Source organism: Streptomyces prunicolor, from assembly GCF_045162825.1.
Classification (GTDB): Bacteria; Actinomycetota; Actinomycetes; order Streptomycetales; family Streptomycetaceae; genus Streptomyces; species Streptomyces prunicolor.
In genome coordinates this window covers 5,203,855-5,230,014 of record NZ_CP108676.1, presented here as the reverse complement: position 1 = coordinate 5,230,014, position 26,160 = coordinate 5,203,855, and the positions used below count along the sequence as shown (strand labels likewise).

Below are 26,160 nucleotides of genomic sequence, written 5' to 3'. Positions count from 1 at the left end.
GAACGTGAGAGTTCTCTCTAAGTCTTCGCCGGCGGGTACCGGAGACGCATGCCGAGGAGCCAAGCGGAACCTCAGCGTCCGCGCGCTCCGGCGGCCTCGTGCATCCGCTGCTCGGCGATCCGGTCGGCCGCGGCGGCCGGCGGAATACCGTCTTCCTTCGCACGTGCGAATATTGCCAGCGTGGTGTCGAAGATCTTCGCGGCCTTCGCCTTGCACCGCTCGAAGTCGAACCCGTGCAGCTCGTCGGCGACCTGGATCACGCCACCGGCGTTCACCACGTAGTCCGGCGCGTAGAGGATCCCGCGGTCGGCGAGGTCCTTCTCGACGCCCGGGTGCTCCAGCTGGTTGTTGGCCGCGCCGCACACCACCTTGGCGGTCAGCACCGGCACGGTCGCGTCGTTCAGGGCACCGCCCAGCGCGCAGGGGGCGTAGATGTCGAGCCCTTCGACCCGGATCAACGCCTCCGTGTCGGCAACGGCCGTAACGCCTGCCGAATGCTTGGCCAGAATCCGCTGTACGGACTCCTCGCGCACGTCCGTGATCACGACCTCGGCGCCCTCGTCCCGCAGGTGCTCCACGAGGTGGTGCCCGACCTTGCCGACGCCCGCGATGCCGACCGTACGGCCGCGCAGCGACGGGTCGCCCCACAGGTGCTGGGCGCTGGCCCGCATGCCCTGGAAGACGCCGAAGGCGGTCAGCACGGAGGAGTCGCCCGCGCCGCCGTTCTCGGGGGAACGTCCGGTCGTCCAGCGGCACTCGCGCGCCACGACGTCCATGTCGGCGACATACGTGCCGACATCGCACGCGGTCACGTACCGCCCGCCGAGCGAGGCCACGAACCGGCCGTAGGCGAGCAGCAGTTCCTCGGTCTTGTCGCGCTCCGGGTCACCGATGATCACGGCCTTGCCGCCGCCGTGGTCCAGTCCGGCCATGGCGTTCTTGTACGACATCCCGCGGGCGAGGTTGAGCGCGTCGGCGACGGCCTCTTCCTCGCTGGCGTAGGGGTAGAAGCGCGTGCCGCCCAGAGCGGGGCCCAGCGCGGTGTTGTGGATGGCGATGACGGCCTTGAGGCCGCTGGCCCGGTCCTGACAGAGCACGACTTGCTCATGACCGCCCTGGTCCGAGTGGAACAGGGTGTGCAGGACGCCGTTGTCTACGTCGGTCACGGTGGTGACTCCTGGGTGAGTGGCGGCGGTTGGAGACAGGCTCCCGTAGGGGTGGCGGGTGCCGTGGCACGAGCGTAGAGCTTGTGTCCGACCGCCATCGGTGCAGTGTTCAGGATCACCTACCGAAGGGGGGTGTCCGTGCGACGATTTGCATAGTTTTCCCGCCCGTTTGTGAGCGGGTCCGAAGGTTTTCCCGACGGCCGGCGGGGGAGGGAGCAGGCGTGCCCAAGAAGGTGTCCTCGGTGATCGTCCCGTACGCGACCTATCTACGGGTCTACGAGCCGCTGGCCGCTTTCCCCGAGCCGGAGCGCGGCCACTGGACGCGCTACGCCCGCCGCCCGGATCGTCCGTCGTACCAGGACGAACTGCGCCGGGCGCTGGCCGACCTGCTGCCCACCCCGCCGGTCCCGGTGCCGGTGCACGAGAGCGCCGACGCCTTCGTGGTGGAGGTCGACGGCGTGGTCTGCGTCTGCCCCTGGCGCACCCGGCTGCGCGGCTGGCAGGCCCTGGGCGACCTCGCGGAGGAGCTTCCGCCGCCGGTCCTGGACGCCGTACTCCCGCCGCTCGTACGGCACCAGGCCACCCAGGACTACGAGCGCTGGCTGGCCCGGAATCCGGATGCCCGGCCGTGGATCCGCACGGCGACCTGGCAGGTGCCGCTGAACTGGTTCGTGCTCGTCGGTGACGAGGAGCGGCGTTACGACAAGGCCTCCGGGGACGATCCGCCGATGCTGCGGTACCGGACGCCGATGGTGCAGGCACGGCGGCGGGTGGCGCGGGCGCTGCGGGCCCTGAAGGACGCGATGGACGACGGGCCGCTGATCGAGGGCCTGGTGGACGTGGGGCGCTGGCTGGAGGAGTTCCATCCGCGTTCGCTGGTGGAGTTGGACTACGGCGGGCTCGTGCACGTCGTCCCGGCCGGCGAGCTGGAGGACGACCACTCGGCGGCGGACGTGGCCGCCGGCATCGAGGCGCTGCGGACCGGGGACGGGGCGGCGGCGGGCGAGGCGTACGGGCGGCTCGTGGAGCGCTGGCGGTCGGTCAGGGACCGGCGCTCGGCGAACTGACGCGGACTGAAGCGAACTGACGCGACGGCCGTACTTGTGCGTAGGTTCGATGTGCGCACCTTCGAACGTGGCTGACAGGTTCGAACAGATGCGCATAGGATTCTTACGGTTCGTCAACACGGGACGTAGGTCCCGATCCGGACGTTTGATGCCAAGCGTGACGGACCGCACGTGCAGATGCCTTGCGCCGCTTGCCCCTCCTCATGCCAAAATAGGACAAGGAGTCCGGGGAGGACTCCATCCGTCATGCTTTGGGCGGAATCTCGGCATTGCGCGCTTTGGGGGGTCTGGATGACTCCTGATCGCCCCTGTGACTGATCGTCACAGAGGTGTGACTGTCCGCTATGGCATGGTCCATCGGCATCCGTCGCTGATGGACACCTGGGAGGGCAATTCCATCGGTTTGGCCTACGCGGTTGGACAGATGGTGTAGTTGTAGTGCCGAGGACAAGCCGTTCGTCCTATAACCGACTCGACCCGCACACGCCATTTCGGGCAACGCGGGTCAAGGTGCAGAATTTAGAGGAAAGAACCGAGAAGGTTCGGTTCTCCCGAGGAGGCCGCTCATGACCGCTCGCACCCCTGATGCCGAGCCGCTGCTGACCCCGGCTGAGGTCGCCACGATGTTCCGTGTGGACCCCAAGACGGTCACGCGGTGGGCGAAGGCCGGCAAGCTCACTTCGATTCGCACGCTCGGCGGACACCGCCGTTACCGCGAGGCGGAGGTCCGTGCCCTGCTCGCGGGCATTCCGCAGCAGCGCAGCGAAGCCTGACCAACTGAATAAGGGCACGACGGCTAGTCCCCCAACCGGCCAAGGTGCCCGACAGCACAGCTCCAAGCGACGCGGGTTCTGCCCCAACAGGGCCCACGCCCAACGCTTTTGAAGCAACTTGAACAGGGTGCGTCGTAGATCGCGCTGGACTCCGCCGGGTCCAGCGCGATCTTTTTTGTGCCTGGTCGTGGGTCCGTGCGCGGCCGACAGGCCCTGAGCGCAAGGTCCTGTGAGGGACCTTGTCGGAGTCTGGGGAGGGCTGTCGGATCTCCTGTGGACCATCCCTCGTAGGGGTGCAATTGCACATATTAAATTGACCAGTTGTAGGTCAGGTGTAAGTTCCGACGTTTCAAAAACTTATGCGGTGACACCCGTCACATGCCAGATGGCTTGTTGCCTCTGGTCTATCTGCGCTAGGAGGGTTGGCCCTCGGGTTCGTCGCCCGGTTCCGGTGCCGCGGGGGCGTCCATGGCCAGCCGCAACAGGCGGTGGCAGATCGAGCAGTGCCGGGTCGCGTGGCGGTAGGAGCTGGCGGCCGACAGGTGCGCACGGAGCAGGGCCCGCGTCTCATGCCTGACCGAAGCCGCCATGTGCCACCTCCGTGGCCCTGCGTGGAACGGGGCCTGGTTTCTGGGTACCTGGAGGGTTGGGCGGCGTCAAGGGGGCCGTCCCTGGGGGCTGCGCCCCCAGACCCCCCTTCGGCCTGAACGGCCTCGTCCTCAAACGCCGGACGGGCTGATTGTGCGGGCCTGCGCTCAAAGGGTGGACGGGCTGAGTGGTGCGGTCCGGTGCCGACAGGCTGGCGTGCGGACACGAAAAGACCCGCCCCCTGAAGAAGAGAGCGGGCACGAGTAAGGCCCGCGTCTCCGGAGAGATGCGGGCCTCGGTTCGTTCACTGCGGTCCTGACGGGATTTGAACCCGCGGCCTCCACCTTGACAGGGTGGCGAGCACTCCAAGCTGCTCCACAGGACCTTGATTCGCGGCGTTTGATGGTGCGTTGTGCCGCGAGATGAGACTGTACAGGAGGCGGGCCCGCCTGGTCGAACTCACTGGGTGTGCAGGCGTTGTTACGGTGCGGCGGCGTCGATCGCCTTCACGATCCGCTTGTCGGAGACGGGGTACGCCGTGCCCAGCGCGTGGGCGAAATAGCTGACCCGGAGCTCCTCGATCATCCAGCGGATGTCCAGGACGGACGAGGGAATCGGGCGGCCCTGCGGGAGTTGCTCCAGGAGCCACGCGTACTCGTCCTGCATCTCGTGGACCTTCTCCATGCGGGTGGTGTCCCGCTGCACCCCCGTCGGCATCTGCTGGAGGCGGCGGTCGGCGGCCACCAGGTAGCGCATCAGGTCGGGCAGGCGACGTATCCCCGCCGCCGTGACGAAGCCCGGCTTCACGAGGGCGTCCAACTGCGCGCGTACGTCCGCGAGGTTCGGGAGCAGCGCGGGGCTGTGCGCGCCCTTCAGACGGCGCTCACAGGCCTGCCAGGCGGCCAGCACCTGCTGGACCTGGCTCACCGCCCGCACCGTCGTGTCGACGATCTCGGCGCGCACCTTCTCGTAGAGTTTCCGGTACGACTCCTCGTCCCACGCCGGGCCGCCGAAGTCGCCGATCAGTTTGTCCGCCGCGGCCAGCGCGCAGTCGTCGAACAGCGCCTGGATCGAACCGTGCGGATTCGCGGACAGGGCCAACTTCTGCGCGTTCGTGAGCTTTTCGGACGCGAACTTCGCCGGGTTGACCGGGATGTTGCGCACGATGAGCCGGCGCGTGCCCTTCCACATCGCCTCCGCCTGCTCCTCCTCGGTGTCGAAGAGCCGTACGGAGACGGTGTCGCCGTCGTCGACCAGCGCCGGGTACGCCTTCACCGGCTGGCCGGCCCGGCGGGTCTCGAAGACGCGGGTGAGGGAGCCGATCGTCCAGTCGGTGAGGCCCTTGCGCTCCAGGGACTCGCCGCCCTCGCGCTCGGCCGTCGCCGCGGCCGCCTGCGAGATGGCCTGGCGCGCCTTCGGCTTCAGGCGGACCTTCAGCGCCTCCAGGTCCTTGTCCTCGGCGATCTTGCGGCGCCGTTCGTCCACGATCCGGAAGGTGATCAGGAGGTGGTCCGGGACCTTCGACCAGTCGAAGTCGTCGGCAGTGAAGGGGACTCCGACCATGCGCTTCAACTCGCGGGCCATGGTGGTGGGGAGGGGTTCCTGGAGGGGGACCGCAGTTGCCAGGAAGCGTTGGGCGAAGTTCGGGGCCGGGACGTAGTTGCGGCGGATCGGCTTCGGGAGCGAGCGGATGAGTTCGGTGACGACCTCTTCCCGCAACCCGGGGATCTGCCAGTCGAAGCCCTCGTCCGTGACCTGGTTGAGGACCTGGAGCGGGATGTGGACCGTGACACCGTCCGCGTCCGCGCCCGGCTCGAACTGGTACGTCACCCGGAACTTCAGCCGGCCCTGCTGCCAGGAGTCCGGATAGTCGGCCTTGCTGATGTCTCCCGCGCGCTCGTTGATGAGCATCGAGCGCTCGAAGTCGAGGAGTTCGGGCTCCTCATGGCGCTTGTGCTTCCACCAGGAGTCGAAGTGGGCGCCGGAGACGACGTGTTCGGGCACCCGCTGGTCGTAGAAGTCGTAGAGCGTCTCGTCGTCGACCAGGATGTCCCGGCGGCGGGCACGATGCTCCAACTCCTCTACCTCGGTGAGGAGTTTGCGGTTGTCCGCGAAGAACTTGTGGTGCGTGCGCCAGTCGCCCTCGACCAGCGCGTTGCGGATGAACAGCTCGCGGGACGCCTCGGGGTCGATGCGGCCGTAGTTCACCTTGCGCTGGGCGATGATCGGGACGCCGTAGAGCGTGACCTTCTCGAAGGCCATCACCGCCGCCTGGTCCTTCTCCCAGTGCGGTTCGCTGTACGTCCGCTTGAGGAGGTGGCCGGCGAGGGGCTCGACCCACTCTGGCTCGATCTTGGCGTTGACGCGGGCCCAGAGGCGTGAAGTCTCCACCAGTTCCGCCGACATGACGAAACGCGGGGTCTTCTTGAAGAGCGCCGAACCGGGGAAGATCGCGAACTTGGCGCTGCGGGCGCCCAGATACTCGTTCTTCGCGCCGTCCTTCACGTCCTTCATGCCGATGTGCGAGAGCAGTCCGGCGAGGAGGGAGACGTGGACGCTGTGCTCGGCCGCGTCCTCCTCGTTGAACTGGATGCCCATCTGCTTGGCCACCGTGCGGAGTTGGCTGTAGATGTCCTGCCACTCGCGGATCCGGAGGAAGTTCAGGTACTCCTGCTTGCACATGCGACGGAACGCGGACGAGCCGCGCTCCTTCTGCTGCTCGCGGATGTACCGCCACATGTTCAGGAACGCGAGGAAGTCGCTCGACTCGTCGCGGAAACGGGCGTGTTGTTGATCCGCCTGCGTCTGCTTGTCCACCGGGCGTTCGCGCGGGTCCTGGATGGAGAGCGCGGCGGCGATCACCATGACCTCGCGCACACAGCCGTTCTTGTCGGCCTCAAGGACCATGCGGGCCAGGCGTGGGTCCACCGGGAGCTGGGCGAGCTTGCGGCCCGTCTGCGTGAGGCGCTTGCGCGGGTCCTTCTCGTCCGGGTCCAACGCGCCCAGTTCCTGGAGGAGTTGGACGCCGTCGCGGATGTTGCGGTGGTCCGGCGGGTCGATGAACGGGAACTTCTCGATCTCGCCGAGCCCGGCCGCGGTCATCTGCAGGATGACGGAGGCAAGGTTCGTCCGCAGGATCTCCGCGTCCGTGAACTCCGGGCGGGCGAGGAAGTCGTCCTCGGAGTACAGGCGGATGCAGATGCCGTCCGACGTACGGCCACAACGACCCTTGCGCTGATTGGCACTTGCCTGGCTGACCGCCTCGATGGGCAGCCGCTGCACCTTGGTTCGGTGGCTGTAGCGGCTGATCCGGGCGAAGCCGGGGTCGATGACGTACTTGATGCCCGGGACGGTGAGGGAGGTCTCGGCGACGTTGGTCGCCAGAACGATCCTTCGCCCGCCCGCTTGAATATGAGGTGTCTGCTGGAACACGCGGTGCTGCTCGGCGTGCGAGAGGCGGGCGTAAAGAGGTAGTACTTCGGTGAACCTGAGGTTTTTCTTGTTGAGCGCGTCCGCCGTGTCGCGGATCTCCCTCTCTCCGGAGAGGAAGACGAGGATGTCGCCCTTGCCCTCGCCCTGAAGCTCTTCCACGGCGTCACAGATCGCGGTGATCTGGTCGCGGTCGGAGTCCTCGGACTCGTCTTCGAGGAGGGGGCGGTACCGCACCTCCACCGGATATGTCCGGCCGCTGACCTCGATGATCGGGGCCTCGCCGAAGTGCCGGGAGAAGCGCTCGGGGTCGATGGTCGCCGAGGTGATGACGACCTTCAAGTCCGGGCGCTTGGGCAGCAGTTGGGCGAGGTAGCCGAGCAGGAAGTCGATGTTGAGGGACCGCTCGTGGGCCTCGTCGATGATGATCGTGTCGTAGGCGCGCAGTTCGCGGTCGGTCTGGATCTCGGCGAGCAGGATGCCGTCCGTCATCAGCTTGATGAAGGTCGACTCCTGGTTCACCTGGTCGGTGAAACGGACCTTCCAGCCGACTGCTTCGCCCAGCGGGGTGTCCATCTCCTCCGCGATGCGCTCCGCGACGGTGCGGGCGGCGATACGGCGGGGCTGGGTGTGCCCGATCATCCCGCGGACGCCACGGCCGAGTTCGAGACAGATCTTCGGGATCTGGGTCGTCTTGCCGGAACCCGTCTCACCGGCCACGATCACGACCTGGTGATCGCGGATCGCGGCCGCGATGTCGGCCTTCTTCTGGCTGACCGGCAGCTGCTCCGGATACGAGATCGCCGGGATGCGGGTGCGCCGCTCGGCCATCCGCTCCTCGCCGCGGGCGACCTCGGTCTCGATCTCGGCGAGCACGGCGGCGCGGGCCTCCGGCTTGCGGATCTTGCGCGCGCCTTCGAGCCTGCGCCCGAGCCGGTGCGCGTCGCGCAGGGTCAGCTCGGTCAGGCGGGGGGCGAGGTCGCCGAGGGCGGGGGCGGAAGTGCCGGGCGCGGAGGCGGGGTGCGTAGACATACGCCGTCCAGGATCTCACCTCGGCGAAATTCCTGGCGAATGAATTGGCGGGGGCAGCTTGCCCGGGGGTTGTGCGGGTGGCTCAGGGTGCCGTCTTCGGGGGCTCGGCCCCCGCACCCCCGTCGGCCTGAACGGCCTCGTCCTCAAGCGCTGGACGGGCTGGATCGTGCCGGCCGGAGTCTTTCAGGCGGTCGGCGTCCTGCTGCCTGCCCGCCTCCTTGGACATCGACTGGGCCGTGTTGGACACCGCCTTGATGCCGAGGTACGCCGTCGTCAGGCCCGCCATCGCGGTGAATGCCGAGGTCAGGACGCCTACCATCACCGCGCGATCGCCGTTCAGCTGCCATACGCCGAAGATCGCCACCGCCGTGATCGCGATGTTGCTGCCGGTTACCGCGAGCAGTCCGTACCGCGCCCGTATCTTCTCCAGGTCCGTGTCCCGGATGCCTCTGGCCTCGTCCTGACCCATCGCGCCCCGCCCTGTGTCGTCCGGTCACGACGAAAGCCCCGTCCCGGGTGGGACAGGGCTTTCGATCCGGTGGCTGGGGCCGGGGTCGAACCGGCGACCTATCGCTTTTCAGGCGATCGCTCGTACCAACTGAGCTACCCAGCCACGAGATTCCTTGCGGAACCTCAGCGGTCCTGACGGGATTTGAACCCGCGGCCTCCACCTTGACAGGGTGGCGAGCACTCCAAGCTGCTCCACAGGACCTTGCTGTTGCGCGCGAACCGGCGAAGCCAGTGTCGCACACGGTGTTACGTGCCCCCAACGGGATTCGAACCCGTGCTACCGCCTTGAAAGGGCGGCGTCCTGGGCCACTAGACGATGAGGGCCAACTTCCGTACTGCTTTGCTTCGTCTAGGTGTCCCAGGGGACGTGAGAAGCATGTGACTCCGCTTTCCCCCGAAGGGTGCCGCTTCTCCTGACTCCTTGCGGAGTTTCGGACGGTCGAGCCCTGACCGGCGCCCTTGGGCACGACGAGACTGTACTACGGCGTTTGGGCCGTAGCCAAACCGAAAAAGCGGTGTGCGCTCACGGCACGTTCTCCTTCGGCAGGTGGCGGCTCACCTCCGCCGTCGTCAGGCCCAGGCCGCCGAGTTTGATCTCGTCCCAGGCCTGGAGGCGGTGGGTGTCGCGGTCGACGTAGAGGATCGACGCCTCGATCGGGTCGGGGTACTTGCCTTCCACCGCGCGCAGGCCGCTGCCGCCCGTCGAGCCCTCGATACGGAGGCGGGTGCCGTGCTTCATGACCTCGGTGCCCTCGTGGTGGAGGTGGCCTGCCAGGACGAGCGGGACCTCGCCGTCGGTCTGGCGGGCCGCCGAGGGTTCGTGGACCAGGGCGATGTCGACCGGGGTGCCGGCGGCCTGCTGGTCGCGGAGGGCGGAGGCGAGTTGGTCGCCGGCGAGTTCCTCCGCGTTGTCGGCGCCCGGGGCGGTCGAGCGGTCCGGGGTGAACTGGGGGTCGCCGATGCCCGCGAAGCGCACGCCCGCGACCGTTTCCGCCCGGCCCTCGTCCAGGACGTGCACGTTCTTCATCCGCTCCAGGTAGCGCTGGGTGGCGAGGGAGTCGTGGTTGCCCCTGACCCAGACGTACGGGACGCCCAGGTCGGCGATCGGGTCGAGGAAGCCGTTCTCGGCCGTCGTGCCGTGGTCCATGGTGTCGCCGGTGTCGACGATCACGCTCACCTTGTACTGCTCCACCAGCGACGCGATGATCTTCCAGCTCGCGGGGTTCAGATGGATGTCCGAGACGTGCAGGACACGGATGGTGGCCGGGTCCGGCTGGTACGCGGGGAGCGTCGACGTGACGTCGTAGAGCTTGGTCACGTTCGTCACCAGGCGGGCCAACTCCTGCTGGTAGACGTCGAATTCGGTCACGATGTTGCGCGCGTTGCCGACCAGGGACGGGGCGGAGGAGAGCAGGCCGGAGAACTTCGGTTCGAGGATCGACTTCGGGTTCCAGGTCGCGTACGCCGTCGCTCCGGACGCGGCGAGGAGCGTGAGGGCCAGGCCACCGGCCGCGAGGGCCCGGCGGGGGCGGCGGTAGACCGCGAGGCCCAGGGTCGTAGCGCCCAGGACTACGGCCGTGCAGGACCGTACGGCCAGGTCGAGGGTGCCGTGTTCGACGTCCCGGGCCACCTCGTCCTGGAGGCCGGCGATGCGTTCGGGGTGGTCGACGAGGGCCTGGGAGCGTTCCGGGTCGAGCTGGTCGACGTTGACGTCCAGGCGGACCGGGGCGTGGTGGCTGTCGAGGGACAGGGCGCCGAGCGGGGACACGTTGATCTTCGTGCCGCCGGTGAGGGACGGGCGCAGGGTCATGGTCGTGTCCATGGGGCCGACCTGGGTCCGTACGTTGCCCACGATCAGCAGGCCGAGCCAGGCCCCGACCAAGACGACCATGACGAGGCCGAGGGCGCGGGGCCAGGGGTGGGGCTGGGGGACGAGTTCGACGGTGGGGCGGGGGCGGCGGGCGCGGTACTGGCGGATCAGGGCGTGCTGGGTTCGGCGGAGGCGGTTCAGGGCTGCGACGGGGACGCGGGCCATTGGTCCCGTATGCCCAGGGGTGGGGGCAGGTATGCGGAACCGTCCGTGGGAGTGGCGCGGGGAGCGGGAGTGGGTCAGCCCCAGCCGAGTTCGTGCAGGCGTTCGTCCTCGATGCCGAAGTGGTGGGCGACTTCGTGGACGACGGTGACGGCGACCTCGTGGACGACGTCCTCGGTGGTCGCGCAGTAGCGCAGGGTCGGGCCCATGTAGATCGAGATCCGGTCGGGCAGGACGCCGGCGTACCACTCGCCGCGCTCCGTGAGCGGGGTGCCCTCGTAGAGGCCGAGCAGTTCGGGGTCGGCGGGGTCGGGTTCGTCCTCGACGAACACGGCCACGTTGTCCATGACCCGCGTCAGCTCCGGCGGGATCCGGTCCAGGGCCTCGCTCACCAGCTCTTCGAATGCCTCACGTGTCATCTCCAGCACAGGTCCATTGTCCGGGACGAACGCCGGTTCGGGGCGCGGTCAGGCCCGAAGACCGGGGAGGAGGGCGGCTGTGCGCTCCAGTTGCTCGCGCCAGCCGCGCAGATCCAGGGCGGCCAGGCGGGTGACGAGGTGCCGGGCGCCGGCGGTGACGTACCGGCTCAGACGTTCGCCGACCTGCTCGGCGGTGCCTGCGACGACTGCCTGGATCTTCTCCAGTTCCGGGAGGGGCATGCCGTAGGCGGCGCGGGCGTAGTCGTCCAGCGTCCGGTGGGCGTGCGCTGGGTCCTCGTCGGCTCCGTCGATTCGTACGGTGACGAAGAGTGCCGGGGTGATGGCCTCGGGCGGGCGGCCCGCGGCGGCTGCGGCCTGGTGGATGTCGTGCAGGCCGGTCGTGTAGTCGGCGGGGTCGGGCGGGTAGGGGAGCCAGCCGTCGTAGAGGCGGCCGGTGCGGGTCAGGGCTGTCGGGGTCGCGCCGCCGAGCCAGATGGGCGGGCCGGTGGGGCGGGACGGGCGCAGGGCGGGCGGGAGGTCGGTGACGTGGTGGAACTCGCCGTGGAAGGAGTCGGCGCCGTTCCAGAGGGCCCGCCACAGTGCGACCGTCTCGTCGAGGCGGGCGAAGCGGCGGGCCCAGGGGACCTCGGAGAGGTCGTACAAGGGGCGTCCGAAGCGGCCGGGGTAGCCGGCGCCGAGCGCGAGGGTGAGGCGGCCGCCGGAGAGGAGGTCGATCGAGGCGAGGGACTGGGCGGCCTGGACGGGGCGGCGGAGGAAGGGGAGCAGGGCGGCGGTGCCGAGGGTTGCCGTCTCGGTGGCCGGGGCGAGGGCGGCGAGCATCGTGAGGGCTTCGATGCGGGGGGTGATCAGGGAGTCGTTGACGAAGAGGGAGGTGAAGCCGAGGTGTTCGGCGGTGCGGGCGAGGGCGATCAGTTCGCGTGGGTCGTCGGCCGGGTCCCACTGGGCGGTTCCGGTCGGGAGCAGTACGCCGATGTCCATGCGGTTGATGGTCGGCGGGTGGTGGGCATCGGCTCAATTCCCTGTGGGGAATGGCCGGTTGGGGCAGTGGGTCGTAGAACTGGGGCGTGGACTTCTGTCGGGTGTTGCGTGAGCGCCGTACGGATCGCCGGTTCAGCCAGCTGGAGTTGGCGCTGCGGGCCGGTACCACGCAGCGGCATGTGAGTTTCGTCGAGTCGGGGCGGTCCGTGCCGGGGCGGGAGTTGGTCGTACGGCTGGCGGAAGCGCTCGAACTGCCGTTGCGGGAGCGGAACGAGCTGTTGCTGGCCGCCGGGTACGCGCCGGTGTACGCGGAGAGTTCGCTGGACGGGCCGGTGCTGGCTCCGGTGCGGGAGGCGATCGGGCACATCCTGCGGGGGCATCTGCCGTATCCGGCGGTGGTGGTGGACCGGGGTGGTCGACTCGTCGCGGCGAACAGCGCGTTCGGAGTGATCACCGAGGGGGCCGCGGCCGAGCTGCTGGGGCCGGGGGCGAATGTGTACCGACTGGCCCTGCATCCGGACGGGTTGGCGCCTCGGATCATCAATCTCGCGGAGTGGGCACGGCATATCCTGGCCCGATTGGGGCAGTTGGCGGAGCTGCGGGCCGAGCTTGCCGGGTATGTGCCCGAACTCGGTTCGGGGGAAGGGGCGTTGGGGTTCGCGGTGCCGTTGCGGCTGCGGTCGTCGTACGGGGAGTTGCGGCTGATGACGACTGTGACGACCTTCGCCACCGCCGTGGACGTGACCCTCGCCGAGCTGAAACTGGAGGCGTTCCTGCCGGCGGACGCGGCGACGGCGGAGGCGTTGGCGGCCGCGGCGGGGGATCAGGCTCCGGGGAACATGTAGTCGGTGCGGATCCGGCCGTCGGGGTCGAGCACGAGCAACTCCAGGCCGCCACCCACGACTTCGCCGCTGCCGACGGCCACCGTGTCCCAGCGGAACTGGACCACGCCGTCGAGGCGTACGGCGTCGGTGCGCGGCCGGAAGGTCAACTCGCCCTTCTCGACGAACCGTTCGTAGCTGCGGGCGACGCGGGTCTCGATGGCGTCGTGTCCCTGGGCCCGGAGGGTCGGGTGGTCGAAGCCGAGGTCAGTGGCGATCTCGCGGATCTCCGCGGGCGGTTGGAGGACGTGCGTGCCGTCCGCCGCCCAGAGGCTCTCGATCGCCGCCCGGCGCCGGGTGGCGTCCGGTTCGGTCCACTGGGCGATGTAACGCTCGGCCAGGTACTGGGGGTCGGTCTCGGTCATCCGTGGCTCCTGAAGGGCTCGCTGCGGGACGGTCGGTTCGCGGTCGATCGTGCGGCGGGCGTCAGGAGGGGGCAATTCCCGGTCAGGAATGGGCGACACGGGCGGGCGCGCGTGTCTTCCGGTGGGCGGCGGGAGTTGAGAGGGGGACTCCCTTTTTCCGCCCTCGGAGGTGGCCCCGTGCGCCCCATGTACGTACCCGTCCGTCTGGCCGCCGCGGTCGCCGTCGTCGCCGCTGCCGCCGGCTGTATGAGCGTGGGCGACGACGCGGGCGGCGGTGCCAAGCCCTCGCACTCCGCCGGGCGGCCCGCCGGTGAGGCGCCGGACGGTGGTTCGGGGGTGCCGGGGGGCGGGATCGGGTTCGGCGGTTCGGCGGGGGACGGGAAGCACGGGCACGGGAAGCCGAAGCCGGGGGAGTCCGCCTCGGGTTCGGCCTCACCGAGCGCGCCCGGCGGTGCGACGAGTCCTACGGCCACCAAGGCGCCCAGACCCGGCACGAGCCCGAATCCCGGCGGGCCGACCACGGCCGCGCCGCAGCCGACCCCGACGCGGACCACCCCGTCCCCCGACCCGACGCCGCCGCCCCCGCCGGCGTCCTCCAGCCCGCCCCCCGCCGAACCCTCGTCGTCGGCCCACGAGGACCCCGTACCGCAGCTGGTGAACCGTGAACCGGCGCCGGCGGCCGGGTCACCGGCGTAGGGGCGGTTGTGACGCACGTCAATCGAGGGCGGTTTGCGTTGGGGGGTGGTAGGTGCGTAAGGTGGTAGATCGTTTGATCCCATTGCCCGGCGCCACTGTAGAGCGCGCCGTGTGGCGCGTACTCTCCCTTGCCGTGGCGGACCGCATTGAGGCGGTCGATAGCGAATCACGGAGTTGACGGGCGCGTGCCGACGGATACTCCGGAAGGTTTCGCATTCGCATGTCCATTTCCAGTACTGATCACATCGTCATGCCCGAGAACGAGGGCACCGAAGACGTCGAGACGGCCGTAGAGGCCACCACCGAGGCGGCCCCCGAGGTCACCTTCGCGTCCCTCGGTCTCCCCGAGGGCATCGTGCGCAAGCTCGCGCAGAACGGTGTGACAGCCCCCTTCCCGATCCAGGCGGCGACCATCCCGGACGCCCTGGCCGGCAAGGACATCCTCGGCCGTGGCCGCACCGGCTCCGGCAAGACCCTCTCCTTCGGTCTGCCGCTGCTCGCGACGCTGTCCGGCGGCCGCACCGAGAAGAAGCGCCCCCGCGGCATCATCCTCACCCCGACCCGCGAGCTCGCGATGCAGGTGGCGGACGCCCTGCAGCCCTACGGCGACGTCCTCGGCCTGAAGATGAAGGTCGTCTGCGGCGGTACGTCGATGGGCAACCAGATCTACGCCCTGGAGCGCGGCGTCGACGTCCTCGTCGCCACTCCGGGCCGCCTGCGCGACATCATCAACCGCGGCGCCTGCTCCCTCGAAGACGTGCGCATCGCCGTCCTCGACGAGGCCGACCAGATGTCCGACCTGGGCTTCCTGCCCGAGGTCACCGAGCTGCTCGACCAGATCCCGGCCGGCGGCCAGCGCATGCTGTTCTCCGCGACCATGGAGAACGAGATCTCCACGCTGGTCAAGCGCTATCTCAAGGACCAGGTCACGCACGAGGTCGACAGTGCGCAGGGCAACGTCACGACGATGTCCCACCACATCCTCATCGTGAAGCCCAAGGACAAGGCGCCGGTCACCGCCGCGATCGCCTCCCGCAAGGGCCGCACGATCATCTTCGTCCGCACCCAGCTGGGCGCCGACCGCATCGCCGAGCAGCTGCGCGAGTCCGGCGTGAAGGCCGACGCGCTGCACGGCGGCATGACGCAGGGCGCCCGTACGCGGACGCTGGCGGACTTCAAGGAGGGCTACGTCAACGCGCTCGTCGCGACCGACGTCGCCGCCCGCGGTATCCACGTCGACGGCATCGACCTGGTCCTGAACGTGGACCCGGCCGGCGACCACAAGGACTACCTGCACCGCGCGGGCCGCACCGCGCGTGCCGGTCGTACGGGCACCGTCGTATCCCTGTCCCTCCCGCACCAGCGCCGTCAGATCTTCCGGCTGATGGAGGACGCGGGCGTCGACGCCGGGCGTCACATCATCAACACCGGTACGGCCTTCGAGCCCGAGGTCGCCGAGATCACCGGCGCCCGTTCGATGACCGAGGTCCAGGCCCAGTCGGCGGGCGACGCCGCGCAGCAGGCCGAGCGTGAGGTGACCCAGCTCACCAAGGAGCTGGAGCGCGCCACGCGCCGCGCCGCCGAGCTCCGCGAGGAGTCCGACCGCCTGATCGCCCGTGCCGCGCGCGAGCGGGGCGAGGACCCGGAGACGGCGGTGGCCGAGGCCGCCGCTGTCGTCGAGGCCGCGGCCGCCGAGCAGTCGGCCGCCGCCGAGGCGCCGGTGCGCGAGGAGTCCTCCTACGACCGTCCGCGTCAGCAGCGTGACGACCGCGGCAACTACGAGCGCCGTGACCGTCGTGACGACCGCGGTGGCAACGAGCGCGGCGGTGACCGTGGCGGCCGTTCCTTCGAGCGTCGCGATGACCGTCCGTCCGGTGGTTTCCGTGGTGGCAACGACCGTGGTGGCCGTTCTTTCGACCGCGACCGTCGTGACGACCGTCCGTCCGGTGGCTTCCGCCGTGACGACCGCGGTGGCAACGACCGTCCGTCCTCGGGCGGCTTCCGTCGCGACGACCGTCCCTCGGGCGGCTTCAACAACGACCGCCGTGACGACCGTGGCGGCGACCGCGGTGGCCGTTCTTTCGACCGGCGTGACGAGCGCCCCTCGGGTGGCTTCCGCCGGGACGACCGTGGCGGCAGCAACGACCGCGGCGGCGACCGTGGCGGCCGTTCCTTCGAGCGTCGTGACGACCGTCCGTCCGGTGGCTTCCGCCGCGACGACCGTGGCACCGGCAACGACCGTCCGGCGTCGGGTGGCTTCCGCCGCGACGACCGTCCCGCGACCTCCGGTCACCGGGGCAGCGACCGCCCGTTCAACCGTGACCGTCAGGGCGACCGCCCCGGCTTCCGCGCCGGCGGCCACGACCGTCCGGGCCACCGCGGCACGACCGGCACGGGCACCGGCACCGGTACCTTCGGTCGCCGCGAGGACAAGCCGCGTTGGAAGCGCAACGGCTGAGGTCAGCTGACCTGACGTCGTCCTGACGTAGTGGAGTGGCCCTCGCCCGGGTTCGGGTGGGGGCCACTTTCCTCTGTGTGGGTTCTTGTGCGCGGGGACGCTTTTTGGCCACATCGAGTCCTTATCGATTCCTTAAGTGGCGCATGTCACGTGCCCGGCGAGGGAATCGCTGGGGGCATGACAGATGACGCCATAGCGAGTGGGCTGTCAAAGGGAGATCACTCCGGTCTCTCCGACGAAGAACGGCTTGCCCAACTCGGCTACACGCAGGTTCTCGCCCGCCGCATGTCGGCGTTCTCCAACTACGCGGTCTCCTTCACGATCATCTCGGTCCTGTCGGGCTGCCTGACCCTCTACCTGTTCGGCATGAACACGGGCGGCCCGGCCGTGATCATGTGGGGCTGGGTGGCGGTCGGCCTGATGACCCTCTTCGTCGGCCTGTCGATGGCCGAGATCTGCTCCGCCTACCCGACCTCGGCGGGCCTGTACTTCTGGGCCCACCGCCTGGCGCCCCCGCGCACGGCGGCGGCCTGGGCGTGGTTCACGGGCTGGTTCAACGTCCTCGGCCAGGTCGCGGTGACCGCGGGCATCGACTTCGGGGCGGCGTCGTTCCTGGGCGCGTACCTGAACCTCCAGTTCGACTTCGAGGTGACGCCGGGCCGCACCGTCCTCCTCTTCGCCGCGATCCTGATCCTCCACGGCCTGCTGAACACCTTCGGCGTGAAGATCGTCGCCCTCCTCAACAACGTGAGCGTGTGGTGGCACGTGCTGGGCGTCGGCGTGATCGTCGGCGCCCTGGCCTTCGTCCCCGACCACCACCAGTCGACGACCTTCGTCTTCACGAAGTTCGTGAACAACACGGGCTGGGGCAGCGGGGTGTACGTGGTCCTGCTGGGCCTCCTGATGGCGCAGTACACCTTCACCGGCTACGACGCCTCGGCCCACATGACGGAGGAGACCCACGACGCGTCGACGGCGGGCCCGAAGGGCATCGTCCGCTCCATCTGGACGTCCTGGATAGCCGGCTTCGTCCTCCTCCTGGGCTTCACGTACGCGATCCAGTCGTACAACGGGGAGCTGAATTCCTCGACGGGCGCACCCCCGGCCCAGATCTTGCTGGACGCACTCGGCGCGACGGCGGGCAAGCTCCTGCTGCTGGTGGTGATCGGCGCGCAGCTCTTCTGCGGGATGGCGTCGGTGACGGCCAACAGCCGCATGATCTACGCCTTTTCACGCGACGGCGCGCTCCCGTTCTCGAGCGTGTGGCACACGGTGAGCCCGCGCACGCGGACGCCGGTGGCGGCGGTGTGGCTGGCGGCGGGGGGCGCGTTGGTGCTCGGCCTCCCCTACCTGATCAACTACACGGCGTACGCGGCGGTGACGTCGGTGGCCGTGATCGGCCTGTACATCGCCTACGTCATTCCGACCCTCCTACGGCTGGGCAAGGGGGACGACTTCCAGCGCGGGCCGTGGCATCTGGGCCGGTGGTCGCGGCCGATCGGGATGGTGTCGGTGGTGTGGGTGATCGTGATCACGGTGCTGTTCATGCTGCCGCAGGTCTCGCCGGTCACCTGGGAGACCTTCAACTACGCGCCGATCGCGGTCCTGGTCGTCCTGGGCTTCGCGGCGACCTGGTGGTTCGCCTCGGCCAGGGAGTGGTTCCTGAACCCGGAACACGCCCGCACGAAGGCACGGGAGGCTGCGCGGGCGGGGGCGCCTGAACCGGTTGATCCGTAATACTCCGGATCAGGCCGCATACGCCGGATCACTTCACAGCATTCCGGATCACTCCGGACCAGTCGGTCGCCTGTTCCACCGTCCGGCGTGGCCGTGTCCCCGATACCCGATCGGAGACACGGCCACCTCCCGCTATGCTCGGGGAGGCAACATCGCGAGGACCCTTAGCTCAATTGGCAGAGCAGTGGACTTTTAATCCATTGGTTGTGGGTTCGAGTCCCACAGGGTCTACCGGTGGTGGGCGGGGGTTATGGCCTCTGACCTGCTGTGCGGCGTCCGGGTCGACTTTGGTCGGCGCGGGCGCCGTTTCCGTTTCGGGGCCTCCTACCTGAGGGTGCGGAGCTTGGGCAGAGGCGCCGCGTACGTTCCGCCCTTGCTGGTGGTGAGGCGGCGGTGGGCCAGTGACTCGACGAGGGCGACCGCGCAGCTGACGCCGTCCACGACGGGAATGCCGAGCCGGTCGGTCATGCGGGTGTCCAGTCCCGTCATGCCGGCGCAGCCGAGGCAGATGACCTCCGCGCCGGCGGCCATCGCCTGGCGGGACGCGTCGATGAACGCCTCCTCGGTGGTGGCCGGGTCGAGTTCGAGGTCGAGTACGCCCAGGCCGGTGGCGAAGACTCCGGCGCAGCGGTCGAGGAGTCCGGCGGTGCGCAGGCTGTCCTCGATCTGGCCCGCGGCCCGGGCGAGTGTGGTGACGACGGCGAAGCGGCGACCCAGGACGAGGGAGTACAGGGCGGCGGCCTCCGTGATGTCGACGACGGGGACGTCGAGGAGTTCGCGTGCGCCTTCGCGGCCGTGTTCGCCGAAGCCTGCCATGACGACTCCGTCGACCGGCTGGTCGAGGTTCTGGAGGAGGTCCAGGACCGAGGCCGCGCTGAGGAAGCTGTCGAACCATCCCTCGGCGGAGGCGACGCCCCAGGCGGGGGTGAGAGGCAGGATGTGGGTGCCGGGCAGGGCGACGGCACGGGCACCGGCGGCGATGGTCTCGGTCATGGTGGTGCTGGTGTTGCAGTTGACCACGGCGATGACGGTCATCGTGTCGCTCCCGCTCCCGCTGTGATGCGTAGGTCCGAAGTGCCGTACGCCGTGCGGGTGTTGATGCCGATTCCGGTGGCCCGCGCATGCTCTACAGCGAGTGCCGCGTAGGCGAGGTCCTGGAGGGCGATGCCGACCGAGTTGAACAGGGTGATCTCTTGTGGGTCGGTGCGGCCGGGGGCCGATCCGGCCAGGACCGCACCGAGTTCGCGGCTGAAGGTCCCGGTCGTCGTGGCGCCTTCCGCGATCGAGAGGACGGCTTCTCCGGACTTGAGGAGCTGGGTGGGGGTGCTGTCCACCACGACGGTGGCGCGGGCCATGCCCGCCGCGTCGATCTCCCGGTGGTCGGGGCGCGGTGGGGCGCCGACCGCGTTGATGTGCTGGCCGGGGCGGAACCACTCCCCGTGGACGACCGGGTGCCGGGCGGGGGTGAGGGTGCAGACGATGTCCGCCGCCTCGACCACGTGTCGCGGGTCGGGTGCCTCGACGACGTCGACGAGGTCGCCCACCGCGTGGTGGAAGGCGCGCACGGTGGCGGGGGAACGGGACCAGACGTGCACGGTGTCCAGGGCGCGTACCTCCCGCAGCGCGTGCACGTGCTCGATCGCGAGCCGTCCCGCGCCGACCAGGCCCAGCACGCGGGCGTCCGGGCGGGCGAGCGCGTCGGTGGCTACCGCGCTCGCCGCCGCCGTACGCGTCCGGGTGCCGACCGCGCCGTCCAGTACGGCGAGGCACTCTCCCGTGCGCGCGTCCAGCAGCAGGACCGTGGAGCGCTGGGTGGGCAGACCGGCCGCGCGGTTGTCGGGGGCGTCGGACATGACCTTGACCGCCGACAGGCCGAGCCGGTGGGAGGTCGCGGTCATCGGAAGGAACTGGGTGGTGCCGGTGCCGGGGAAGGCCACGGGGGCGGGCTGTTCGGCCCGGCCCTCGGCGAGGTCGATGAGTGCGGTGCGTACGGCCGTGATGACCTCGGCGCGGCTGACCAGCCCGGTGAGGTCGGCGGAGCCGAGCAGCAGCGTCATCGGTAGTCCGCCATGAAGCTGTCGTCGGCGAGGGAGGCGTAGGAGGGGGCGGAGCGCACCAGGCCGCCTTCCGCCAGGATGCGCATCCAGCGGTCGCTGGCCGTCTCGTCGATCGCCACGGTGTCCCATACGGCGCTGGCCGCCATCTGGCGTTGTGCCTCGCGGAGGATGCCCTGGTCCTTCTCGGGCCAGCGGCGCTTGAGGATGGCGTCGATGGTGTGTGGGTCGACGGTCGGTACGAGTCGCATCGCGGTGTCGATGGCGGCGGTGAACCGGGTGATGTGGTCGCGGAGTTCGGCCACGCGGTCGGTGCGGCAGTAGTAGACGCTGTTGGGCATGATGCCGCCGTCGTCGAGGTGGCGGAAGACGATCCGGGCGGTGCCCGCGGCCTCCAGTTCGGTCGCGGTGACCAGGTCGGCGATGATGGCGTCGCCGAGTCCGGCGGTGAACAGCTCCACGAGCATCGCCGTGGAGAGGTCGCGGACGAAGCGGATGCCGGCCGGGTCCACGCCCGCCTCGCGCAGCAGACCGGCGGTGAACTCGTAGGGGGCGCTGCCGCCCGCGCCGGGGGCCAGCACGACCTTGCCGAGCAGGTCCTCCAGAACGAAGTCGCCGGATCCGGTGGAGTTGCCGTCCCGGACCGCGATGGCCATGGGGAACTGGTGGTTGAGCTGGCATACGACGCTCAGTTCGCGCTCGCTGCCTGCGTACATGGCCGGCACCCACAGGCCGCCGAGCGCGATGTCGGCGCGGCCGGTTTCGAGGTCGTCGAGGACGCCGGTCCAGGGGTCGCGGGCGACGGCGGTGACCTCAAGTCCCGCGTCGTGGAAGAGACCTTCCTGGTCGGCGAGGTATTCGGGCAGGTAGTTCAGGCCGTTGGCGGTGGCGGAGATCGTGAGCTTGTCCATGTTGTTCGTCCTCTCTAGGGGGATGGGGTACGGCGGTGCGGGTGCCGATGGTGCTGTTGCCGCCGGCGCCGGTCAGGCGTGGGTCGGGGTGGGGGCCGTCGTCTCGTTGACCTCTTCGAGCGTGCGGCTGCGGGTCTCGGGGGCGAACCGGGAGGCGATCACGAGCGCCGCGTACATCACCGCGACCATCCCGAAGACGCCCGCGAAGGAGAACCGGTCCCACAGGGCGACGGCGGCGAAGGGCATGACGGCTCCGGCGATGTTGCCGATGCCGTTGACGATGGAGGTGCCGCTGGCCCGGATCGGGGTCGGGTACAGCTCCGGGGACCACACGGCGAGGGTGGTGTTGGTGAGCATGGTGAAGAACTGGAAGAGCGCGCCGAGGAGGAGGATCGCCGCGGTCTGGTGGGCGAACACCGCGAAGGCGACGGCGGTGAGACAGCCCAGGCTGCCGGCCACGCCGATGACCGACCGCCTGCCGTAACGGCCCGCGAGCAGTGCCGAGGCGCAGGCGCCCAGCAGCGAGCCGACGTTCATGATCATCGTGTAGAGCAGGCTGTCGGAGAGGGTGTAGCCGCGCTCGGTCAGCAGCGTCGGCATCAGGAAGTTCAGGGTGACCTGCGCGCCGAACGCCATCCACGACGCGGCGCCGATGGTGACCGTACGGGACAGGACCGAGGGGCCGAAGACCGCGGCCGGTGACGCCTTGACCTGGCGGGCGGGGATGTCCGCCTCGGTCAGCACGGACGGGACGGACGCCGGTGCGTGCTTCGGGTCGAGCCGGTCGCCGGTCAGCCGGGCCAGGGAGCGGTTGGCGTCGTCGACGCGGCCCTGGGAGAGGAGGAAGCGGGGGGTCTCCGGTAGGCGCCGTCGGTATACCACCACGATCAGGGCGGGCAGGGCGAGGATCACGAACGTCCAGCGCCACACCAGGTGGTCGCCGCCGAGGGCGGGCGCGAGCGGTCCCAGGAGCAGGAGGAACAGGCCGTAGGAGAGGAAGTTGCCGACGCCGCCGGAGCCGACGTTGAGGATGGCGACGAGCGTTCCGCGGTGGCGGGTGGCGACCATCTCGCACAGCATCGCGATGCCGATGGTGAACTCACCGCCCAGGCCGATCCCCACGACGAGCCGACTCGCCAGCAGGGTGGGGTAGTTCATCGCGACGGCGCTGAGCAGTCCGCCCAGGGTGTAGACGAGGAGATTGACGCTGAGCGAGGTGCGGCGGCCGTGGCGGTCGGCGATCCAGCCGCCCGCGAACCGGCCGATCAGGCCGCCGATCACCGTGAAGCTGTTGATCGCGGTCAGTTCGTTGTTGCCGATGTGCAGGGACGACTTGATGAGGCTGCCCATCGCGCCCACGGAGTTCTGCTCCAGGGTGTCGAAGAACATCCCGGCCAGGATGATCATGAGCACCCAGAACTGGGCCCGGGTGAAGCCGGCTTCGTCGAGGGTCCGCGCGAGGGTGTTGGTGGCGGGGCGCGCCGCGGACGGCGCGGAGACCTGGGACGCACTCATGCGACACCTGCCGGAGATGTCTGGGGTGCCTGGGGTGTGGTCGTCGTCGTGATCTTCAGGGGACTTGGTGCGGTGCGATCCATGAGGGCCTCCGTCAACCAGTGAGTGCTATTGGTATACCAACGACGGTTCGGCGGCTACAGGGCTGCGATGTTAACTCGACGTAAGGGATGGGTCGTTCAGATTCCATGCTTGTAAAAACACCAGGTGAGAGCGGCTATTTGGTGAGGTTGTGCTGCGTGGAGATCGGCTGCGGGCCTTGATGGCCTGAGTGGAGCCTCGGCTATCTTGTATGCCATGTCACTTACGGACTCCTCCGGCTCCGACGGCCGTTCACTGGTCCACAAGGTCTACGAGTACCTGCGGGACGGCATCATCGAAGGCGAACTGCCGCCGGGCACGCGGCTGTTGGAGCGCGAGCTGTCGGAGCGCCTCGACGTCTCCCGGATCCCGATCCGCGAGGCCCTGCCCCAGCTCGAAGCCGAGGGGCTGATCACGACGCTGCCCCGGCGCGGATCGATGGTCACGCAGCTGACCCTGCGCGACATCGACGAGCTGTTCAGCGTGCGCACGAGCCTCGAAGTGCTCGCCGCCCGGCTCGCCAGCGGGCAGGCGGCCGAACGCGCCTCCGCGCTGCTCTCACCCGCCTTCGCCCGCGCCGAACTCGCCACGGACGAAGGCCGGCAGCCCGAGATCGCCGCCGCCAACGCGGCCTTCCACGAAGCGATCGTGCGACTGTCGGGCAGCCGCCTGCTCAACTCGATGATGGCGCCCATCAGCGCCCGCGTGCGCTGGCTGTTCCGGCTGACCTCCGACCGCGACCCCGGCGTCCTGTGCACCGAACACCGCGAGCTCTACGAGGCGATCTGCGCCGGCGACACCGAACTCGCCGCGTCCCTGGCCTTCGTCCACGTGGAGCGCGGGCGGCGTCCGTCCCTGGAGTCGCTGGCCGGGGTGCTGCCGGCCGGTATCGACCCCGGCGAGGAGGGCGGGCTGGGATGACGTGTCCGGGTGGCGTCTGTTCTGCGTGCGTCTCTTCTGCGTGAGCGATGCGTGAGCGATGCGTGAGCGGACGGGGTGGCAGGAGCTGTCTTGAGATGGACCGAACCTCAGAACGCACCTGCTCTGAGCGGGTGGTTCCGGACGCCGAGTCAGCGTCCGGAACCACCCGGCAAGATCCAGCCAGGACTTCGACCCCCATGGGCTGACCTGCTACGCAGCGCCCAAGTCGGCTTCCTTCAGGCAGGCGCTGTTTCAGTTCCGGGGCTTGGTGGCCCGGATGATCGCCGAGTGCATGCCGTCCGCGACCGGATGTGTCGGGGTGATGTCGATACCGGTGAAGCCGGCCGCCTCCAGGCCGGTGCGGTACTCGGTGAAGGACAGTGCGCCGGCGATACAGCCGACGTAGTCGCCGCGCTCGGCGCGCTGTTCGGGGGTGAGGGTGTCGTCGGCGACGATGTCGGAGATGCCGATGCGGCCGCCGGGGGTGAGGACGCGGAAGGTCTCGGTGAAGACGGCGGGCTTGTCGACGGACAGGTTGATCACGCAGTTGGAGATGACCACGTCGACGGTGTTCGCGGGCAGGGGGATCGCCTCGATGGTGCCCTTGAGGAACTCCACGTTGGTGGCGCCCGCCTTCTCGGCGTTGGCGAGGGCGAGGGCGAGCATCTCCTCGGTCATGTCCAGCCCGTACGCCTTGCCGGTGGGGCCGACGCGGCGCGCGGAGAGCAGGACGTCGATGCCGCCGCCGGAACCGAGGTCCAGGACACGTTCGCCCTCGCGGAGTTCGGCGACGGCGGTGGGGTTGCCGCAGCCGAGGGAGGCGGCGACCGCCTTGGTGGGCAGGCTGTCCCGTTCGGCGGTGGGGTAGAGCGCGGAGCCGAAGTTCTCGTCGACCTCGACGGGCTGGGTTTGGGACTGGGACTGGGACTCGGGCTGCGACTGGGGCTCGGGCCCGCAGCATGCCGTGCCGGCTCCTTCGGCCACCTTCACGGCCGTGGCTGCGTACCGGCGGCGGACGGTTTCGCGCAGGTCGCTGGACTGTTCGCGCATCACGTCACTCCTCAGCGGGATGGGGCATGACAGGCCCCGTAGCGGGCTGTATTGACGTTCGTTGATGCAACCTTGCGCCTTGAATCGAAAGCCGTCAATATAGAGGCATGTCGAAACAAGAGCTTGAGGTGATCGGGGGGATCGGGGCGAGGGACGTGGCTGAAAGGGTCGAAATGGTCGAAGAGGTCGGTCAGGACGGCTCGTGCTGTCCCGGTCTGGCTTCGGCGCCCCTGGCCGACGAACGTGCCACGGAGCTGGCGAAGGTGTTCAAGGCGCTGGGCGACCCGGTGCGTCTGCGCCTGCTGTCGATGATCGCCTCGCGGGACGGTGGTGAGGTCTGCGTGTGTGAGATGACGCCGGCCTTCGACCTGTCCCAGCCGACGATCTCCCACCACCTCAAGCTGCTGCGGCAGGCCGGTCTCATCGACTGCGAACGCCGGGGGACGTGGGTGTACTACTGGGTGCTGCCCGGTGTCCTGGACCAGCTCGCCGCGTTCCTGACGACACCGCGGACCGTCGCCGAAGTGGCCGTCGTCGAAGCAACTGCCGCCGAAGTGACCGTCGTCGAAGCAACTGCCGCCGACGCAACCGTCGTCGAAGCAACCGTCGTTGAAGCCACCACCGCCGAAGTGACCCCGTGACGGCGCCACTTGGTCGCCGGGTCGTCGCCGAGGCGGTCGGGACCGGGCTGCTGGTGACCGTGGTCGTGGGCTCCGGCATCCAGGCGACCGAGCTGTCGCACGATGTCGGCGTGCAGTTGCTGGCCAACTCCCTGGCCACCGTCCTCGGTCTGGGCGTGCTGATCACGCTGCTCGGGCCGGTCTCCGGCGCGCACTTCAACCCCGCCGTGACCCTGTCCGCGTGGGCGACCGGCCGTCGTACGGGTGAGGGTCCCGGCCTGCGCGAGGTCGCCGCGTACGTTCCGGCGCAGGTCGCCGGGGCGATCGCCGGTGCGGTGCTGGCCGATGCCATGTTCGGCGAGCCGCTGGTGAGGTTCTCCACCCAACACCGTTCCGCAGGGCACCTGTTGCTGGGTGAGGTCGTCGCCACGGGCGGGCTGGTCCTGCTCGTCCTCGGGCTGGAGCGGGTCGGCCGTGCCGCCTTGGCCCCGGCGGTCGTGGCTTCCTATATCGGGGCCGCCTACTGGTTCACCTCATCCACCTCCTTCGCGAATCCCGCCGTCACCATCGGCCGTGCCTTCACCGACACCTTCGCCGGGATCGCGCCCGGCTCCGTCGCCCCGTTCATCGGGGCCCAACTGCTGGGCGTTGTGGTCGGGTTGACGGCCGTGACGGTCGTGTACGGACGGCGCGATCGCGCGGCAACAGCAACAGCAGCGGCAACAACAACAGCGGCAACAACAACAGAAGCGGCAACAACAACAGCCGTCACCGCCACCGTCGCCGCCGTCGTCGCTCCGCACGACGAGCCCGAACTCGCTTCCCCCTGACCGGACTTCCGCCCCCAAGGACACCC

Annotated in this window: 22 protein-coding genes and 5 tRNA genes; 10 read left to right on the top strand and 17 right to left on the bottom strand. The window is 69.4% G+C overall.

Annotated elements, in window-relative coordinates; translation table 11 throughout:
• Positions 1 to 71: 71 nt before the first annotated feature.
• Positions 72 to 1,166 (bottom strand): Leu/Phe/Val dehydrogenase, encoded by a 1,095-nt coding sequence (locus OG588_RS23900; RefSeq protein ID WP_405949088.1) that lies wholly within the window; start codon positions 1,164 to 1,166, stop codon positions 72 to 74.
• 221 nt (positions 1,167 to 1,387) lie between these two features.
• On the opposite strand from OG588_RS23900, the gene OG588_RS23895 reads away from it, so the two are divergent.
• Both OG588_RS23895 and bldC read left to right on the top strand, forming a co-directional pair.
• Complete coding sequence (locus OG588_RS23895) at positions 1,388 to 2,233, top strand: hypothetical protein (protein ID WP_019061823.1); 846 nt, start codon at positions 1,388 to 1,390, stop codon at positions 2,231 to 2,233.
• A 566-nt stretch (positions 2,234 to 2,799) separates the two neighbouring features.
• A complete protein-coding gene (gene bldC / locus OG588_RS23890) occupies positions 2,800 to 3,006 on the top strand; it encodes a developmental transcriptional regulator BldC (RefSeq protein ID WP_003949541.1) in 207 nt (68 codons plus the stop codon).
• A gap of 413 nt (positions 3,007 to 3,419) precedes the next feature.
• On the opposite strand, the gene OG588_RS23885 is transcribed toward bldC, so the two are convergent.
• The 10 genes from OG588_RS23885 to OG588_RS23840 form a co-directional block, all read right to left on the bottom strand.
• A complete protein-coding gene (locus OG588_RS23885) occupies positions 3,420 to 3,596 on the bottom strand; it encodes a DUF6274 family protein (protein ID WP_405949087.1) in 177 nt (58 codons plus the stop codon).
• Positions 3,597 to 3,904: 308 nt separating this feature from the next.
• Positions 3,905 to 3,979, bottom strand: a tRNA-Asp gene (locus tag OG588_RS23880).
• A gap of 95 nt (positions 3,980 to 4,074) precedes the next feature.
• Entirely contained in the window at positions 4,075 to 8,055 is a 3,981-nt protein-coding gene (hrpA, locus tag OG588_RS23875) for an ATP-dependent RNA helicase HrpA (protein WP_405949086.1), read from the bottom strand.
• A gap of 82 nt (positions 8,056 to 8,137) precedes the next feature.
• Positions 8,138 to 8,524 carry a hypothetical protein gene (locus OG588_RS23870; protein WP_405949085.1) on the bottom strand — a complete coding sequence of 129 codons (387 nt, stop codon included), beginning with the start codon at positions 8,522 to 8,524 and terminating at the stop codon, positions 8,138 to 8,140.
• A gap of 70 nt (positions 8,525 to 8,594) precedes the next feature.
• Positions 8,595 to 8,668, bottom strand: a tRNA-Phe gene (locus OG588_RS23865).
• Between the two features lie 24 nt (positions 8,669 to 8,692).
• Positions 8,693 to 8,767: transfer RNA gene (locus OG588_RS23860), tRNA-Asp, on the bottom strand.
• A gap of 49 nt (positions 8,768 to 8,816) precedes the next feature.
• Positions 8,817 to 8,889: transfer RNA gene (locus tag OG588_RS23855), tRNA-Glu, on the bottom strand.
• A 199-nt stretch (positions 8,890 to 9,088) separates the two neighbouring features.
• Positions 9,089 to 10,600 (bottom strand): metallophosphoesterase, encoded by a 1,512-nt coding sequence (locus tag OG588_RS23850; protein WP_405949084.1) that lies wholly within the window; start codon positions 10,598 to 10,600, stop codon positions 9,089 to 9,091.
• Between the two features lie 74 nt (positions 10,601 to 10,674).
• Entirely contained in the window at positions 10,675 to 11,025 is a 351-nt protein-coding gene (locus OG588_RS23845; protein WP_019061789.1) for a metallopeptidase family protein, read from the bottom strand.
• A 39-nt stretch (positions 11,026 to 11,064) separates the two neighbouring features.
• Complete coding sequence (locus tag OG588_RS23840) at positions 11,065 to 12,015, bottom strand: LLM class flavin-dependent oxidoreductase (protein WP_405949083.1); 951 nt, start codon at positions 12,013 to 12,015, stop codon at positions 11,065 to 11,067.
• A gap of 86 nt (positions 12,016 to 12,101) precedes the next feature.
• Between OG588_RS23840 and OG588_RS23835 the strand changes: the two genes are divergently transcribed.
• Positions 12,102 to 12,860: a helix-turn-helix domain-containing protein gene (locus OG588_RS23835; RefSeq protein WP_405949082.1), complete on the top strand. Its 759-nt coding sequence runs from the start codon at positions 12,102 to 12,104 to the stop codon at positions 12,858 to 12,860.
• Here the strand turns inward: OG588_RS23835 and OG588_RS23830 are convergent.
• Positions 12,839 to 13,261, bottom strand: coding sequence for a hypothetical protein (locus tag OG588_RS23830; RefSeq protein WP_405949081.1), 423 nt, complete (start codon positions 13,259 to 13,261; stop codon positions 12,839 to 12,841). The two genes, OG588_RS23835 and OG588_RS23830, sit on opposite strands and share 22 nt — an antisense overlap.
• Before the next feature lie 186 nt (positions 13,262 to 13,447).
• On the opposite strand from OG588_RS23830, the gene OG588_RS23825 reads away from it, so the two are divergent.
• The 4 genes from OG588_RS23825 (at position 13,448) to OG588_RS23810 (ending at position 18,383) form a co-directional block, all read left to right on the top strand.
• Complete coding sequence (locus OG588_RS23825; protein ID WP_405949080.1) at positions 13,448 to 13,957, top strand: hypothetical protein; 510 nt, start codon at positions 13,448 to 13,450, stop codon at positions 13,955 to 13,957.
• A 220-nt stretch (positions 13,958 to 14,177) separates the two neighbouring features.
• Positions 14,178 to 16,415 (top strand): DEAD/DEAH box helicase, encoded by a 2,238-nt coding sequence (locus tag OG588_RS23820; RefSeq protein WP_405949079.1) that lies wholly within the window; start codon positions 14,178 to 14,180, stop codon positions 16,413 to 16,415.
• A gap of 177 nt (positions 16,416 to 16,592) precedes the next feature.
• The gene (locus OG588_RS23815) at positions 16,593 to 18,152 is read left to right on the top strand and encodes an amino acid permease (RefSeq protein WP_405949078.1); all 1,560 of its coding nucleotides are present in this window, start codon (positions 16,593 to 16,595) and stop codon (positions 18,150 to 18,152) included.
• Between the two features lie 158 nt (positions 18,153 to 18,310).
• Positions 18,311 to 18,383, top strand: a tRNA-Lys gene (locus OG588_RS23810).
• Positions 18,384 to 18,476: 93 nt separating this feature from the next.
• Here OG588_RS23810 and OG588_RS23805 read toward each other — a convergent pair.
• The 4 genes from OG588_RS23805 to OG588_RS23790 form a co-directional block, all read right to left on the bottom strand.
• The gene (locus tag OG588_RS23805; protein ID WP_405949077.1) at positions 18,477 to 19,187 is read right to left on the bottom strand and encodes an aspartate/glutamate racemase family protein; all 711 of its coding nucleotides are present in this window, start codon (positions 19,185 to 19,187) and stop codon (positions 18,477 to 18,479) included.
• A complete protein-coding gene (locus OG588_RS23800) occupies positions 19,184 to 20,209 on the bottom strand; it encodes an ornithine cyclodeaminase family protein (protein WP_405949076.1) in 1,026 nt (341 codons plus the stop codon). Before OG588_RS23800 ends, OG588_RS23805 begins: the two co-directional genes overlap by 4 nt.
• Complete coding sequence (locus tag OG588_RS23795; protein WP_405949075.1) at positions 20,206 to 21,117, bottom strand: ABC transporter substrate-binding protein; 912 nt, start codon at positions 21,115 to 21,117, stop codon at positions 20,206 to 20,208. Before OG588_RS23795 ends, OG588_RS23800 begins: the two co-directional genes overlap by 4 nt.
• Before the next feature lie 72 nt (positions 21,118 to 21,189).
• Positions 21,190 to 22,632 carry an MFS transporter gene (locus OG588_RS23790; RefSeq protein WP_405949074.1) on the bottom strand — a complete coding sequence of 481 codons (1,443 nt, stop codon included), beginning with the start codon at positions 22,630 to 22,632 and terminating at the stop codon, positions 21,190 to 21,192.
• A 297-nt stretch (positions 22,633 to 22,929) separates the two neighbouring features.
• Between OG588_RS23790 and OG588_RS23785 the strand changes: the two genes are divergently transcribed.
• Positions 22,930 to 23,634, top strand: a complete 705-nt coding sequence (locus tag OG588_RS23785; RefSeq protein ID WP_405949073.1) for a GntR family transcriptional regulator — start codon at positions 22,930 to 22,932, stop codon at positions 23,632 to 23,634.
• 252 nt (positions 23,635 to 23,886) lie between these two features.
• Here the strand turns inward: OG588_RS23785 and arsM are convergent, their stop codons facing one another.
• Positions 23,887 to 24,684 (bottom strand): arsenite methyltransferase, encoded by a 798-nt coding sequence (arsM, locus tag OG588_RS23780; RefSeq protein ID WP_405949072.1) that lies wholly within the window; start codon positions 24,682 to 24,684, stop codon positions 23,887 to 23,889.
• A 107-nt stretch (positions 24,685 to 24,791) separates the two neighbouring features.
• Between arsM and OG588_RS23775 the strand changes: the two genes are divergently transcribed.
• Complete coding sequence (locus OG588_RS23775) at positions 24,792 to 25,325, top strand: ArsR/SmtB family transcription factor (RefSeq protein WP_405949071.1); 534 nt, start codon at positions 24,792 to 24,794, stop codon at positions 25,323 to 25,325.
• Positions 25,322 to 26,134 (top strand): aquaporin, encoded by an 813-nt coding sequence (locus tag OG588_RS23770; RefSeq protein WP_405949070.1) that lies wholly within the window; start codon positions 25,322 to 25,324, stop codon positions 26,132 to 26,134. The genes OG588_RS23775 and OG588_RS23770 overlap by 4 nt, the downstream gene beginning before the upstream one ends.
• Positions 26,135 to 26,160: the final 26 nt, after the last annotated feature.